Source organism: Janthinobacterium sp. SUN100 (assembly GCF_030397705.1).
Lineage (GTDB): Bacteria > Pseudomonadota > Gammaproteobacteria > Burkholderiales > Burkholderiaceae_D > Janthinobacterium > Janthinobacterium kumbetense.
The window spans coordinates 883,168-896,116 of the sequence record NZ_JAPUBU010000002.1 but is presented as its reverse complement, the minus strand read 5'-3'; the positions used below and the strand labels follow the sequence as shown (position 1 = coordinate 896,116).

Here is a 12,949-nt window from a genome sequence, read left to right as displayed (position 1 = left end):
CAAAGCGATGAAATGCAGGAATCCGGCGCTGAAATGCGAAATCAGGCGACGGATGGTTTTGGAATGAATGGGAGAAAGCGGGCTCTGCAGCAGAATTTAATTCTGTTTAATTCGTGGTGGTAAACTTTTTATCGGTTTGGCGCCCGCCTCGACGACGGGCGCCAGGCGCGTTCAATACAGCGTTTGCGCCGATTCGTGCAGCAGCTGGCCATACAGGGTATGGCGCATCTTGGCGATCTTGCCTTCAGACAAGGCTTGCAGGATGGCGCATTGCGGCTCGATCAGGTGGCGGCAGTTATAGAACTTGCAACCGCCCAGGTAGGGCTGGAATTCGCGGAAGGCCCGCTCCAGCATGCCCTCGGACAAGTGGTACAGGCCGAATTCCTGGAAGCCGGGCGAATCGATGATGGAACTGTTTGCGCCCAGCTCGTCGAGCTTGTACAGGCGCGTAAAGGTCGTCGTGTGCTTGCCCGTGTCGAGCGCGGCCGAGATTTCGCGCACGGCGATGTCGGCGTCCGGCACCAGCAGGTTGATCAATGACGACTTGCCCATGCCCGACTGGCCGATGAGGATCGACGATTGCCCCGCCAGCAGGGGCGCCAGGGTGGCCACCGCGTGCTCCGGTTCGGCGCGCGCCGATACTTCATCGACGGGATAGCCCATCGAGGAATACGGCAGCAGGCGTTCGCGGGCGCGCTCCAGCGAGGCGGTCACGTCCGTCTTGTTGAGGATGATGCGCGCCTCGATGCCGGCCGCGTCGGCCGCCACCAGCGAGCGCGAGATCAGGTCGTCGGCAAAGCCTGGCTCCGTCGCCACGACGATGAACAGCTGCGTCAGGTTGGCGGCCAGCAACTTCGATTTGTACTGGTCCGAGCGGTACAGCAGGGTCTTGCGTTCCTCGATGCGGTCGATGACGGCCTGGTCGTTGGAGGTGCGCGTCAGGTGCACGATGTCGCCCACGGCCACATTGGTTTTCTTGCCGCGCGTTACGCATTGCAGCTTGGCGCCATCCACGTCGGCCAGGTAGTGGCGGCCGTGGGCGGCGATGATGATGCCCGTCAACTTGCCTTCGCTCATGGGGCCACCTGGCTGCTCTGGTAGATGAGGTCGGCCTTGGCGGCGCAGATGAAGTCGTTTTCGGACAGGCCGCCGGCGCCCTGGTTGACCGAGTGCGTGTCGTAGCGGACGGCGCAGGTTTTGTAAGTAATGATGAGCTCCGGATGGTGGTCTTGCGTATGGGTCATATAGGCCAGGGCGTTCACGAACGCCAGGGTCTGGTAGTAATTCTTGAAGCCGAAGTCGCGGCACAGCTTGCCATTTTGCAAGCTCCATTGCGGCAGCAGGGCGTGCAGTGTGGCAATGTCCGTGTCGCCCAGCGCCTGCTGGCGCGGCGTGCAGGACAGTTGGGCCAGGTCTTGCGAAGTCGATGGCGTATTCATGTCGTAGCCCCTTTCAGGTGGCGGATGCGCACGCTGGCCGGCGGGTGGCTATCGTAGAAGGCCGAGTGCAGCGGGTCGGGCGTCAGGGTCGACGCATTGTCTTCATACATTTTGACGAGCGCCGAGACCAGGTCGTCCGCCTGCGTGTGCGTGGCGGCAAAGGCGTCCGCTTCGAATTCATGCTTGCGCGAGCTGAGCGAGGTTAACGGTCCCAGCAGGAAAGTAAAGACGGGCAAGGCCAGCATGAACAGCAGCAGCGCCAGCGCATCCGTCGGCTGGCTCGTCAGCGCCAGGGCGACAGGGTCGACGCCCAGGCCCGCGTAAAACCATGGCTGCGTCTTCAGGAAACCCAGCAGCGCCAAGAAGCCCAGCGAAATGACGAACATCATGGCGATGCGCTTGACGATGTGCTTGAGCTTGAAGTGGCCCAGTTCATGCGCCAGCACGGCTTCGATTTCCTGCGGCGCCAGGCGCGACAGCAAGGTGTCGAAGAAAACGATGCGCTTGTTGGCGCCAAAGCCCGAGAAATACGCATTGCCGTGGGCGCTGCGCTTCGAGCCATCCATGACGAACAAGCCTTTCGAGGCGAAGCCCACGCGCTGCATCAAGCCTTCGATGCGGCTTTTCAGCGCTTCGTCGGCCAGCGGCGTGAATTTGTTGAACAGGGGGGCGATGACGGTGGGAAACAGCACCATCATCAGCAACTGGAAGCCGCTCCAGACGAACCACGCGTACAGCCACCACAGGCCGCCCGACTTGGCCATCAGGGTCAGCACGACCCAGATCAGCGGCAGGCCGATGACGGCGCCCAGGCCCACGCCCTTGAGCATGTCCGTGAAGAACAGCTTGCGCGCCATGGTATTGAAGCCGAAGCGCTGCTCCAGCACGAACTGGCGGTAGTAATCGAAGGGCAGGTCGATCAGGCCGGAAATGGCGGCAAAGGCGGCGATCAGGCCGATCTGGTACAGCATGGGCGAGCCAGAGCCCATCCATTCATTCAGGTGCAGCGCCAGCCATTGCAAGCCGCCCAGCAAGGTAAAACCGATCAGCACGGCATAGTTGACCAGCAAGGTCAGCAAGCCGAACTTGGTCTTCGCCACCGTGTAGTCGGCCGCCTTCTGGTGCGCCGCCAGCGGGATCTTTTCCGCAAATTCGGCGGGCACGGCGGCGCGGTGGGCCAGCACGTGGCGAATCTGCCGCGAAGCGAGCCAGAAGCGCACGGCCAGGGTCAAAACGAGGACGGATACAAACAAAATCGAAAACGCGAGTGAATACATTCTGTGCCTGTGAGAAAATGGCTGATTATTTAGTTTGATTAGGCCAAGAGAGAATTATGTCACAAGCGACCGACTTAACTGCATCCACCCCCGCACCGATTGTTCCGGCACGTCCCAATGAGATGAATCTGGTCTGGGTCGACATGGAAATGACGGGCCTGGAGCCCGATACCGACCGCATCATCGAGGTGGCGGTGGTGGTGACGGACATGCACTTGAACCTGCTGGCCGAAGGCCCCGTGTTTGTGATTCATCAATCGGATGAAACCCTGAACAAGATGGATGCCTGGAACAAGGGCACGCACGGCCGCTCGGGCCTGATCGACAAGGTCAAGGCGTCGACCGTGACGGAAGCGCAGGCGGAAGCGGAATTGATCGCGTTCCTGAAGAAATACGTGCCAGCTGGCAAGTCGCCCATGTGCGGCAACACCATCGGCCAGGACCGCCGCTTCATGGTGCGCGGCATGCCGAAGCTGGAAGCGTTCTTCCACTATCGCAATGTTGACGTATCGACATTGAAGGAGCTGTGCAAGCGCTGGAAGCCGGAAATCGCCACCGGTTTCAAGAAGCACCAGAAGCACACGGCACTGGCCGATATCCTCGAGTCGATCGAAGAGCTGAAGTATTACCGCGAAAATTTCATCAAGTTATAACTTTTCGCATGTTCCAAAGGCGAGGGCGGACCAAGCGCCATCCTCGCCTTGCCATTCCAGCGCAAACGGTCCCGTTTGCCGCAAGCCCGTGATCCACACTGTCTCGCCAGGTTCGCGGAAATATGCCGCGCACTGGCCGAACGGCTGCCCCAGCCGGCACAGCACCAATCCTTCGCCCGCCACGGCGCACCATTGCTCATTGATATCGATCAAGGCCACGGCCGGGTCGCCATAGAACTCGCCTAGGCTGGCTTGCCGGCCATCGGCCGCCGTCACCTTGGCGTGTTCATATTCATGCTGGACAATAAATCGGGCGCTGCGCACCAGTTCCGTGTTTGTCATGCGCTCTCCACGGTGGGCCAGACGGTTTCCTGGTCGGCGCGCGCCTCGGCGATCAGCCATTCGCAGAAGGCGTGCACGAGGGGCCGCGTTTCCGCCTGGGGCGAGCGCAGCAGGTAATAGCAGTGGGGGCCGCGCACGGCGTGCTCGAACACGCGCACCAGGCGGCCCGAGCGCAAATCGTCGCCGATCAGGGGGCTGGCGGCGATGGCCACGCCCTGGCCGCTGGCGGCCGCGTCCAGGCATAAATACGTGTGCGAAAAGCGCGCGCCGCTGTTGCCGCTATTGCCGCTGTAATGCACGCCGCAGCTGTGCAGCCAGCGCGTCCAGTCGATTTCGCCGGGCAGGTGCACTTCCGGCTCGTCGTGCAGCAGCGGGTAGCGCAGCAGGTCGGCGGGCTGGCGCAGGCTGGCCGCGTTGGCGCGGAAATCGGGGCTGCAGACGGCGGAAAACCATTCTTCCATCAATAAATCCACTTTCAGGCCCGGATAGCGGCCCGGTCCCAGGCGGATGGCCACGTCCACGCCATCGCGCGCCAGGTCGACCGGGTGCATCGAGGCCAGCACGCGCAGCTCGATCTGCGGATAGCGGTCGCGCAGGCGGCCCAGGCGCGGCATCAGCCAGCGCGAGACGAGCGAACTGGTGGCCGTCACCGTCACCACCTTGTCGTCGCCCTGGCGCCGCGCCTGCTCGGAGACGTCGGCCAGCTGGTTGAGGATCGGCCCCAGCGAGGCCGCATAGCGCTGCCCGGCGCTGGTGAGCACCACGCCGCGCGGCATGCGCTGGAACAGCACGATGCCCAACCACGCTTCCAGCTGTTTTACGTGGTGGCCGATGGCGCCGGCCGAGACGTGCAATTCTTCGCCCGCGCGCTGGAAGCCTTCATGGCGGGCAGCCGCCTCGAAGGCGTGCAGGGCGGCGAGCGGGGGCAAGGGACGTGACATGGCAGTCTTCAAGTGAATTGAGCCTCAGTAATATTCGGCCTATCCGTGAAGAATATTGGTTTGTTTCATTTTGCGCAAGCGAATATGATGCCGTCTATGCGTGAAGTGACCCGCAATAGGATTCACGCATGTATTTCACGCACGCATCACCTTCCAGCCTTGCTTGGCATTAATATTTACAACGCCTGGGAAAACCGTCGCGAGCGGCAGTGATTTGTGGCTGAGAAGCGCAACCGTATTTCAGTACGGTGAGCATCGCAGGCCGCAAAGCGCGACGCGCAGCAGGTTTGCCCTGGCGTACTCAAAGAGGTTTAGTCATGTCTGATCGCCGCGCTGTTGCGCTGGTGTTGCTATCGGCCGCCGGTTTCGGCAGTTCCGCAGTGTTTGCCAAGGCGGCGTATGCGTCCGGGGTCAACCCGTCGACCATGCTGGCCTTGCGTTTCGTTATCGCCGCCATGCTGTTGCTGCCGCTCGTGTGGCTGGGCGGCTGGCGCTTGCCGCGCGGCCGCCTGCTGGCCGGCTACATGCTGATGGGCTTGATGTACACGGCCCAGTCGCAAGGCTATTTCAATGCCCTCATGTATGCCAGCAGCGGCCTGTGCGGCATGTTGCTGTATGTGTATCCCGTGCTGGTGACGATCCTGGCGCTGGCGCTGGGCTGGGAAAAGCTGGACCGCCGCATGCTGGTGCTGATGGCGCTGGCGATTGCCGGCATGGCCATCACCCTGGGCGGCAAGCTGCAGGGCCAGCCCATCGGCATCGCCCTGGCCTTGATGGCCGCCGGCGTGTACGCCGTGTACATTCTGTTTGGCAACAGCCTGTCGAAAAGCCGCGAGAATATTCACCCATTGGCCGCTTGCGTGGTGATCCTGGGAACGGCGGGCCTGTCGAACAGCGCGATTGCCTTGTGGCAAGGCGTGTCTTTGCCGGGCACGGCGACGGGCTGGCTGGCCGTCAGCGCCATCGCTCTGTTCTCGACGGCCATCGCGATTGCCGCCTTCTTTGCCGGCGTGGCGCAAATCGGCGCGGCCAAGGCATCCATCATTTCCACGTTCGAACCCGTCATCACGATGGCGTTCGGCGTGACCCTGCTGAAGGAATCCGTCAGCGGCACGCAATTGCTGGGCGGCGCCATGGTGCTGGCCGCCGTGGTATTGCTGGCGCAGCGCCCCACGGCGAAACCGGCATCCATGCCGGCGGTACAGGCCAGCGCCTGAGTTCAACGCTGATATTTTCTCAACACTGATCAGTTGTATCGATCGGTCTCCTTTGCGCTGCGACGGGTTTCCTGTCGCGGCGCTTTTTTTGCGCGTAATTTTTTTCACATAAATAAGCCTTGATTGCGAATGATTCTCATTTATAATTAACTTCAGGATTCCCCCACCACCAGCCAGCCCATGCCAGCCAGTGTTCGCCTTGAAAGGAGACACCGTGACGAGCATGCCCCCTATTTGCAACACCGAGCTGGTCGCCAGCGAATTTGCCCGCCTGCGCCGCGAGAAGAAAGCCCGCCACCGCGACATCGCCGAGGAACTGGCCATTTCCGAAGGCGAGTTGATCGCCGCGCACGCCGGCTTGTCGCTGGCAGATGGCGCCTTGCTGGTCGCCGAGCGCCTGCAGGCCGACTGGCCCGCCATCATCGCCGCGCTGGAACCGCTGGGCGAAGTCATGGCGCTGACGCGCAACGCTTCGTGCGTGCATGAAAAGACGGGTGTCTATCGAAAAGCCAGTCACAACAACCACGTGGGCCTGGTGCTCGGTGGCGACATCGACTTGCGCGTGTTTTATCGCCAGTGGGCGCATGGCTTTGCCGTGCGCGAGGTGAACGAAAAAGGGGGCGGGAAGGAAGTGCAGCGCAGCTTGCAATTTTTCGATGCTGCCGGCCACGCCGTGCACAAGATTTTCATGAAGCCGCAAAGCGACCTGGCCGCCTATGACGCGCTGGTGGCGCATTTTGCCGACGCGGACCAGGCGGCCGGCATCGCCGTGACGGCGCCGGTTGCGCCGCCGGCCGAACTGCCCGACGCGCAGATCGACGTGGCCGGCTTGCGCGCCGCCTGGGCCGATTTGCGCGACACGCATGAATTTTTCACCCTGCTGAAAAAATATTCGGTCTCGCGCCTGCAAGGCCTGCGCCTGGCCGAGGCGCGCTTCGTGCAGCAGCTCGACAAATCCTGCGTGCTCGATCTGCTCAACAGCGCCGCCCTCGAAAAAGTCGCCATCATGGCCTTCGTCGGCAATGCGGGCATGATCCAGATCCATTCGGGGCCCGTGCACAAGATCGCCGTGATGGGGCCGTGGATCAATGTCCTCGATGCGCGCTTCAACCTGCATTTGCGCGAAGACCATATCGCCAGTGCCTGGGTGGTGAAAAAACCCACGGTCGACGGCCTGGTGACGTCGGTGGAACTGTTCGACGCCAAGGGCGACACCATCGTCATGTTCTTCGGCGAACGCAAGCCGGGCGTGCATGAACTGTGCGAATGGCGCAACGTCGTCGAGCGCGTGCTGCAGGAGGGTGAACTATGCGCCGCATGATCGCCGCCAGCGTGGCGCGCCGCATCGCGCTGAAAAAAATGGGGGCGGGAGCCCTGGCTCTGGCCGCGCCGATGCAGGTGCTGGCGGCCGTCAGCGACGCCGGCAAGCCGCTTGTCAAGGCGCGGCGTATCGTCAGCGTGGGCGGCGCCCTGACGGAAATCGTCTACGCGCTCGAGGCGCAGGGCGAACTGGTGGGCGTCGATACCACTTCGCTGTATCCGGCCGTGGCGCAGCAGCTGCCGCAGGTCGGTTATGCGCGCACCTTGTCGGCCGAGGGCGTGCTGTCGCTGGCGCCCACGCAGCTGATCGCCACCGAGGAGGCGGGGCCGCAAACGGTGCTGCGCCAGGTGCGCGACGCGGGCGTGCCGGTGGCGGTACTGAATGCGAATAACAGATTCGAAGGCTTGCTCGAACGGGTAAAACAGGTGGGCCAGATCACGGGACGCGCCGACCCCGCCGCGCGCCTGGCGCAAGCCTTGCAACAGCAGTGGGACGGCGCCCTGGGCAAGGTGCGCCAGCGCAGCCAATCACCGGTACAATCAGCGGTGCGCGTGCTGTTCATCCTCGCCCATGCGCCGAACCAGGTGATGGTGGGCGGGCGCGAGACGGGCGCCGACGCCATGCTGGCGTATGCGGGCGCCGTCAACGTGATGGGCGGGCAGGGCGGATTTGCCGGCTACAAGCCGCTCACGCCGGAAGCCGTGATCGCCGCGCGGCCGGACCTGGTGCTCGTCACGGACCAGGGCTTGAAGGCCTCGGGCGGCGTGGACGGCATCTTGAAACTGCCAGGGCTGGCGCAGACGCCGGCCGGGCGCAAGCACCGCATCGTCTCGCTGGAAGCCATGCTGCTGCTGGGCTTTGGCCCGCGCATGCCGCAGGCGCTGGCCGAACTCGATGCAGCGTTTGCCAAAGCCATGGCCGCATGAACGTGGCCTCCCTGGTGTCCGTCACGCCCTGGCGCTGGCCGCGCTGGGGCGCTGGCGGGCTGCTGGCTGCCGCCCTGGCGTGCGGCTTGCTCATCGCCGTGCAGGCGGGCGCCGTGCCGGTGGCGCTGGCCGACTGGCTCACGCCCTTGCAGGCTGGCGACGAGGCGCTGTCCGGCGGCGCGTATGTGCTGTGGCATATCCGCCTGCCGCGCGCCCTGTTTGCCATCCTGATCGGCGCCGCGCTGGCGCTGGCCGGCGGCTTGACGCAAGGGCTGTTTCGCAATCCGCTGGCCGATCCTGGCCTGCTTGGCGTGAGCAGCGGCGCCGCCTGCGCGGGCGCGGCCACCATCGTCTTTGCCGCCAGCCTGCACGTGGCGCCCGAGCTGCGCGTGTGGCTGCTGCCGGCCGCCGCGTTCGCGGGCGCCATGCTCATCTGCGTGCTGCTCGACCGGGTCGCCCGCTGGGCCACGCCCGGCTCCATCGTCGGCCTGCTGCTGACGGGCGTGGCGCTGAACGCCATCACGGTGGCCGTCATGGGCCTGTGCATCTACCTGGCCAGCGACGACCAGTTGCGCACCCTGACTTTCTGGACATTGGGCTCGCTGTCGGCCGGCAGCTGGCGCCAGGTGGCGGCCTTGCTGGTGGTGCTGGCCGGCGCGCTGTGGGCCACGCGCTTCCTGATGCGCTCATTGAATGCGCTGGCGCTGGGCGAGGCGCAGGCCCTGCACGTGGGCATCGACGTAGGCCGGCTGCGCACGCAGGTGATCGTGCTGGTGGCCGTGCTGACGGGTTTTGCCGTCGCCTGGTGCGGCGGCATCGGCTTCATCGGCCTGATCGCGCCGCATCTGGTGCGCACCTGGCTGGGCGCCGACCAGCGCAAGGTATTGCCGCTGGCGATGCTGATGGGCGGCTTGCTGCTGCTGTTGGCCGACACCCTGGCGCGCACGGTGGCCATTCCGGCGGAAGTCCCCGTCGGCATTTTCACGGCCTTGCTGGGCGGGCCATTTTTCCTGATGCTGTTGCGGCGCTTCCGCCACGGCACCGCCTGAAAGGATGCGCATGACGCCCCTGCTGGAACTCTCCTTCGCCACCACGCAACTGGGCCAGCAGTATTTTGGTCCCTTCAATCTGCAGGTTGCACCGGGCGAGCGCGTCGCCATCCTCGGCCCCAGCGGCGCGGGCAAGTCGACCCTGCTCAAACTGATGGCGCGCGAACTGCCTCCGCAGGCGGGCCAGGTGGCGTTCGCGGGCCGGCCGCTGGCGCAGTGGCCGCTGGCCGAACTGGCCCGGCGCCGCGCCGTCCTGCCGCAAGGCTCGAACGTGGCGTTCGGATTGCAGTGCGAGCTGGTGATCGGCCTGGGGCGGGTGGCGCGCCTGGTCGACCCGCAATTGGAACAGATTGTGCAGGACGCGGCCGCCCTGGCGCACGCCGCGCATTTGCTGGGCCGCCGCCTGGACACCCTGTCCGGCGGCGAACAGGCGCGGGTGCAGCTGGCGCGCATCTTCGCGCAGATGTGGGATGTACACGATGGCTTGATACTCGTCGACGAACCGCTGGCGGCGCTCGATCCGGGCCTGCAGTTCGATTTGCTCGACAGCCTGCAGCAGTTTTGCGCCGCGCGCGGCCACGCTGTCGTCGCCATCCTGCACGACATCAATCACGCCTTGCTGGGCTTCGAGCGCCTGCTGCTGGTGCGTTCGGGGCAGCTGGTGGCCGATATCGCCAGCGATGCCGGCGCCGTGCCCGCCCTGGCGGCGCTGTACGGCATCGCCCTGACGACGGCGACCAGCAGCGATGGCGACGTGTGCGTCATCCCTGCCAGAAGCGCGGTGCGCAGGGCCGCCTGAGCGACTTACTCACTTACTCACTGAATCAATTCGTCACCACACATCCGTCGTGCGCGGCCGCGCCATCTGGCCGCTGCCCAGCAGCCACACCATCAGCGCGTCGGCCTGTTCGCGCGTGGCCACCACCTCCTGCAGGATGCCGAACGCCTTCATGGCGCCGGCCGCCATCGCCTGCAGGCGCGCGCGCTGTTGCGCGTCCGCCTCGACCGACACCAGGCCCCGGCACAGGGCGGCCAGCGCTGCCTTGTTGTGCTTGAGCCACAGGCCGCGCCGCTTGCGGTCGATGTGCGCTTCATCGCCGCGTTCCTCTTCGAACAGCATGACGAACGGTATGCCATGGCGCAGCAGGGCGTCCATGTCGTTTTCCCACAGCGGGGCATAGCCGGCGACGGCCGTTTCAGGGCGAAAGCGCACGACGGGAAAATCGCTGACGTCGTGGATGGAAAAATGTGCGGGATTCGGTTTCATGGCGTGCTTCCTTGCGATGGGGTTGAAAATGCCTGCCAGCCGCCGCCCAGCGCCTTGTAGACCTGGACCAGCGACAGCGAGGCGGTGGCGCGGCTGTCGACCAGCGCCGCTTCGTTGTTCAACAGCGTGTTTTGCACATGCAGCACGTTGATCAGGTCCGTGCCGCCCTGGCGGTACTGCAGTTCCGCGCTGCCCAGCGCCCGGCGTCCCTGTTTGACGGCTTCATCGAGGCTGGCCTGGCGGCGAGCGTTGGCCTGGTAGCCAGAGAGCGCGTCTTCCACCTCGTGCCAGGCGGCCAGCACTGTCTGGCGGTAGGCGATGGCCGCTTCCTGCTGCTGCGCTTCGCGCAATTGCAGGTTGCCGCGCAGGCGGCCGCCATCGAACAGGGGCACGCTGAAACCGGGGCCGAAGGCGAAGCGCTTGGCGTCCCAGCCGATGTCGGATAGCTGCATCGCCTGCAGGCCGACGCTGCCCGACAAGGTGATGCGCGGATAAAAGTCGCCTTGCGCGACGCCGATGCTGGCCGTGGCCGCGTGCAGCTGCGCCTCGGCGCGGCGGATGTCGGGACGCCGCTCGGCCAGGCTGCTCGGCACGCCCAGCTGCACTTGCAGGGCCACGTCCGGAATGTCCTTGCCCGCTGCCAGTTCCGCCTGCAAGGCTTGCGGCGGCAGCGCCAGCAAGAGGGCGAGGGCATTGCCCAGGCGCGCTTCGCGCTGCTGCAGCGGCGGCAGGCGCGCTTCGATGGTGGCCACGTGGGCCGCCGCCTCGGCCTCGTCGAGTTGCGTCGCCGCGCCTTCGCGCAGGCGGATGCGCGTCAGGTCCAAGGTATGGCGGGCGATATCGAGCAGTTGCTGCGTGATGGCCAAGGTCTGCTGCGCGCCGCGCAACTCGATGTAGTCGCGCGCCGTCTCGGCCAGCACGGCCAGCAGCACGCCGCGCTGCGTTTCCACGGCCATGTCGACGCGCGCGTCGGCCGCTTCCACTTCGCGCCGCACGCGGCCCCACAAGTCCAGCTCCCAGGCCGCATCGAGATTGCCTTGCCACAGGCTGTAGGCGGACTGGCCGTTGTGGCGCGACGGGTCGCTCAAGCCTTGTTCGCTGTTGCGCGCGCGGCCATAGCTGCCATTCGCGCCCAGGGACGGGCCTTGCGCGGCGCCGGCCACGCCGCGCGCGGCGCGGCTCTGTTCCAGGCGGCTGCCTGCCGCCAGCACGTCGAGGTTGGCGCCGGCGGCGCGCTGCAGCAGGGAAGACAGGGTGGCGTCGCCAAAGCTGTCCCACCAGCGCTGTTCGATGGCGCCATCCTGGCTGGCGGCGAAACGGGCATCTTCCGCCTGGCGCCATTGCTGTCCCAGATCATGGGGCGGGCGCTGGAAGTCGCTGCCGACGCTGCCGCAGCCGGCCAGGCCAAGGGCCGTGAAGAGTATCAGTGCTTTCATCGCGCGCTCACCTGTTGCAGCTGTGGACGGCGCATGGCCGTATCGATGCGCACTTCGGCCGACATGCCCACGCGCAGGCGGGCGTCGCCATCCTGGCCGGGATCGAGCGCGATCCGGACGGGGATGCGCTGCACCACCTTGGTGAAGTTGCCGGTGGCGTTTTCCGGCGCGATGGCGGCAAACGTGACGCCCGTGGCGGGCGCGATGCTGTGCACCGTGCCGTACAGGAGCACGCCCGGATAGGCGTCGACGGCGATGCTGGCGCGCTGGCCCTGGCGCACGTGGGTCAGCTGGGTTTCCTGCAGGTTGGCGACGACGAAGCTGCGGTTCAATGGCACCACGGCCATCAGGCTGGCGCCGGGCGCCACCAGGGCGCCGACGCGCACGGCGCGGCGTCCGACGATGCCGTCGATGGGCGCGCGCAGCTGCGTATGCGACAGGTCAAGTTCGGCCCGTTGCAGGCTGGCGCGGGCGCGCAGCAGGGCCGCTTCGGCCGCGCCTTGCTGCGCCTGCAGAATGTCCGTCTGCTTGCGGGTGGCGACGAGGGCGGCGCGGTTTTGCGCCAGGCGCGCGCGGCTCACGTCGAAGCGCGATTGCGCCTGCTGCGCATTCTGCACGCTGCCCGCGCCCTGGCCGGCCAGGTGCTGCGAGCGGGCCAGCTCCTGCTGCGCCAGTTTGTCTTCCGCCTGGTTGGCGTCGACCAGGGTGCTGGCCTGGTCGATCACCGATTGCTGGCGCTGCAAGGTGGCGCGGGCGTTGGCCAGTTGCGCTTCGGCGCCGGCTACCTCGGCGCGGGCCGAGGCGGCGGCGGCCTGGTAGTCGCGCTCGTCGATGCGCGCCAGCAGCTGACCCGCCTTGACAGTCTGGTTGTCTTCCACCAGCACTTCCCGCACGATGCCGCCCACCTTGGGGGAGAGCACGGTGTAGTCGGCGCTGACGAAGGCGTCGTCGGTGGCTTGTTCGTCGCCACGGGCGAACAGCAGTTGCCAGGCGCAAAAGGCGAGGGCGCAGGCCAGCAAGGCCAGGCCGAGAAGAAATGCGCGCGAGCGCAGTATGGGTTTTTGCATGGTGAAGCTCTTTC

Annotated in this window: 14 protein-coding genes; 6 read left to right on the top strand and 8 right to left on the bottom strand. The window is 65.5% G+C overall.

The annotated features are described in order from the left end of the window. Positions 1-171: 171 nt before the first annotated feature. The 3 genes from rsgA to O0881_RS16370 are packed head-to-tail and all read right to left on the bottom strand — an operon-like array spanning position 172 to position 2,716. Entirely contained in the window at positions 172-1,077 is a 906-nt protein-coding gene (gene rsgA / locus O0881_RS16380) for a ribosome small subunit-dependent GTPase A (protein WP_099665016.1), read from the bottom strand. Further along, positions 1,074-1,439: a 4a-hydroxytetrahydrobiopterin dehydratase gene (locus O0881_RS16375; RefSeq protein ID WP_289912210.1), complete on the bottom strand. Its 366-nt coding sequence runs from the start codon at positions 1,437-1,439 to the stop codon at positions 1,074-1,076. Before O0881_RS16375 ends, rsgA begins: the two co-directional genes overlap by 4 nt. Beyond that, a complete protein-coding gene (locus O0881_RS16370) occupies positions 1,436-2,716 on the bottom strand; it encodes a M48 family metallopeptidase (RefSeq protein ID WP_289912209.1) in 1,281 nt (426 codons plus the stop codon). The genes O0881_RS16375 and O0881_RS16370 overlap by 4 nt, the downstream gene beginning before the upstream one ends. Positions 2,717-2,772: 56 nt before the next feature. On the opposite strand from O0881_RS16370, the gene orn reads away from it, so the two are divergent. Continuing rightward, positions 2,773-3,369 (top strand): oligoribonuclease, encoded by a 597-nt coding sequence (orn, locus tag O0881_RS16365; protein ID WP_180278604.1) that lies wholly within the window; start codon positions 2,773-2,775, stop codon positions 3,367-3,369. On the opposite strand, the gene O0881_RS16360 is transcribed toward orn, so the two are convergent. Together O0881_RS16360 and gcvA are read right to left on the bottom strand one after the other, a co-directional pair. After that, positions 3,364-3,711: a hypothetical protein gene (locus O0881_RS16360; protein WP_289912208.1), complete on the bottom strand. Its 348-nt coding sequence runs from the start codon at positions 3,709-3,711 to the stop codon at positions 3,364-3,366. The genes orn and O0881_RS16360 overlap by 6 nt on opposite strands. Further along, positions 3,708-4,652: a transcriptional regulator GcvA gene (gcvA, locus tag O0881_RS16355; protein ID WP_289899339.1), complete on the bottom strand. Its 945-nt coding sequence runs from the start codon at positions 4,650-4,652 to the stop codon at positions 3,708-3,710. Before gcvA ends, O0881_RS16360 begins: the two co-directional genes overlap by 4 nt. Before the next feature lie 317 nt (positions 4,653-4,969). Between gcvA and O0881_RS16350 the strand changes: the two genes are divergently transcribed. From O0881_RS16350 to O0881_RS16330, 5 genes are all read left to right on the top strand, one after another. Continuing rightward, entirely contained in the window at positions 4,970-5,869 is a 900-nt protein-coding gene (locus O0881_RS16350) for a DMT family transporter (protein WP_077401189.1), read from the top strand. 223 nt (positions 5,870-6,092) lie between these two features. Beyond that, the gene (locus tag O0881_RS16345) at positions 6,093-7,190 is read left to right on the top strand and encodes a ChuX/HutX family heme-like substrate-binding protein (protein WP_289912245.1); all 1,098 of its coding nucleotides are present in this window, start codon (positions 6,093-6,095) and stop codon (positions 7,188-7,190) included. Next, the gene (locus O0881_RS16340; RefSeq protein WP_289912207.1) at positions 7,178-8,116 is read left to right on the top strand and encodes an ABC transporter substrate-binding protein; all 939 of its coding nucleotides are present in this window, start codon (positions 7,178-7,180) and stop codon (positions 8,114-8,116) included. The genes O0881_RS16345 and O0881_RS16340 overlap by 13 nt, the downstream gene beginning before the upstream one ends. After that, positions 8,113-9,165, top strand: coding sequence for an iron ABC transporter permease (locus tag O0881_RS16335; RefSeq protein WP_289912206.1), 1,053 nt, complete (start codon positions 8,113-8,115; stop codon positions 9,163-9,165). Before O0881_RS16340 ends, O0881_RS16335 begins: the two co-directional genes overlap by 4 nt. Positions 9,166-9,175: 10 nt before the next feature. Then, positions 9,176-9,964, top strand: a complete 789-nt coding sequence (locus O0881_RS16330) for an ATP-binding cassette domain-containing protein (protein ID WP_289912205.1) — start codon at positions 9,176-9,178, stop codon at positions 9,962-9,964. A 33-nt stretch (positions 9,965-9,997) separates the two neighbouring features. On the opposite strand, the gene O0881_RS16325 is transcribed toward O0881_RS16330, so the two are convergent. Genes O0881_RS16325 through O0881_RS16315 form a run of 3 tightly spaced genes read right to left on the bottom strand, consistent with a single transcriptional unit; the run spans position 9,998 to position 12,935 of the window. Continuing rightward, positions 9,998-10,432 (bottom strand): hypothetical protein, encoded by a 435-nt coding sequence (locus O0881_RS16325; protein ID WP_289912204.1) that lies wholly within the window; start codon positions 10,430-10,432, stop codon positions 9,998-10,000. Continuing rightward, a complete protein-coding gene (locus O0881_RS16320) occupies positions 10,429-11,868 on the bottom strand; it encodes an efflux transporter outer membrane subunit (RefSeq protein ID WP_289912203.1) in 1,440 nt (479 codons plus the stop codon). The genes O0881_RS16325 and O0881_RS16320 overlap by 4 nt, the downstream gene beginning before the upstream one ends. Then, on the bottom strand, positions 11,865-12,935 hold the full coding sequence (locus O0881_RS16315; RefSeq protein WP_289912202.1) for an HlyD family secretion protein: 1,071 nt from the start codon (positions 12,933-12,935) through the stop codon (positions 11,865-11,867). The genes O0881_RS16320 and O0881_RS16315 overlap by 4 nt, the downstream gene beginning before the upstream one ends. Between the last annotated feature and the right edge of the window lie 14 nt (positions 12,936-12,949).

Excerpts from the sequence above, each read along its gene's own strand:
- rsgA (WP_099665016.1), bottom strand. The coding sequence starts at position 1,077 with ATGAGCGAAGGCAAGTTGACGGGCATCATCATCGCCGCCCACGGCCGC.
- O0881_RS16375 (WP_289912210.1), bottom strand. The coding sequence starts at position 1,439 with ATGAATACGCCATCGACTTCGCAAGACCTGGCCCAACTGTCCTGCACG.
- O0881_RS16370 (WP_289912209.1), bottom strand. The coding sequence starts at position 2,716 with ATGTATTCACTCGCGTTTTCGATTTTGTTTGTATCCGTCCTCGTTTTG.
- orn (WP_180278604.1), top strand. The coding sequence starts at position 2,773 with ATGTCACAAGCGACCGACTTAACTGCATCCACCCCCGCACCGATTGTT.
- O0881_RS16360 (WP_289912208.1), bottom strand. The coding sequence starts at position 3,711 with ATGACAAACACGGAACTGGTGCGCAGCGCCCGATTTATTGTCCAGCAT.
- gcvA (WP_289899339.1), bottom strand. The coding sequence starts at position 4,652 with ATGTCACGTCCCTTGCCCCCGCTCGCCGCCCTGCACGCCTTCGAGGCG.
- O0881_RS16350 (WP_077401189.1), top strand. The coding sequence starts at position 4,970 with ATGTCTGATCGCCGCGCTGTTGCGCTGGTGTTGCTATCGGCCGCCGGT.
- O0881_RS16345 (WP_289912245.1), top strand. The coding sequence starts at position 6,093 with ATGCCCCCTATTTGCAACACCGAGCTGGTCGCCAGCGAATTTGCCCGC.
- O0881_RS16340 (WP_289912207.1), top strand. The coding sequence starts at position 7,178 with ATGCGCCGCATGATCGCCGCCAGCGTGGCGCGCCGCATCGCGCTGAAA.
- O0881_RS16335 (WP_289912206.1), top strand. The coding sequence starts at position 8,113 with ATGAACGTGGCCTCCCTGGTGTCCGTCACGCCCTGGCGCTGGCCGCGC.
- O0881_RS16330 (WP_289912205.1), top strand. The coding sequence starts at position 9,176 with ATGACGCCCCTGCTGGAACTCTCCTTCGCCACCACGCAACTGGGCCAG.
- O0881_RS16325 (WP_289912204.1), bottom strand. The coding sequence starts at position 10,432 with ATGAAACCGAATCCCGCACATTTTTCCATCCACGACGTCAGCGATTTT.
- O0881_RS16320 (WP_289912203.1), bottom strand. The coding sequence starts at position 11,868 with ATGAAAGCACTGATACTCTTCACGGCCCTTGGCCTGGCCGGCTGCGGC.
- O0881_RS16315 (WP_289912202.1), bottom strand. The coding sequence starts at position 12,935 with ATGCAAAAACCCATACTGCGCTCGCGCGCATTTCTTCTCGGCCTGGCC.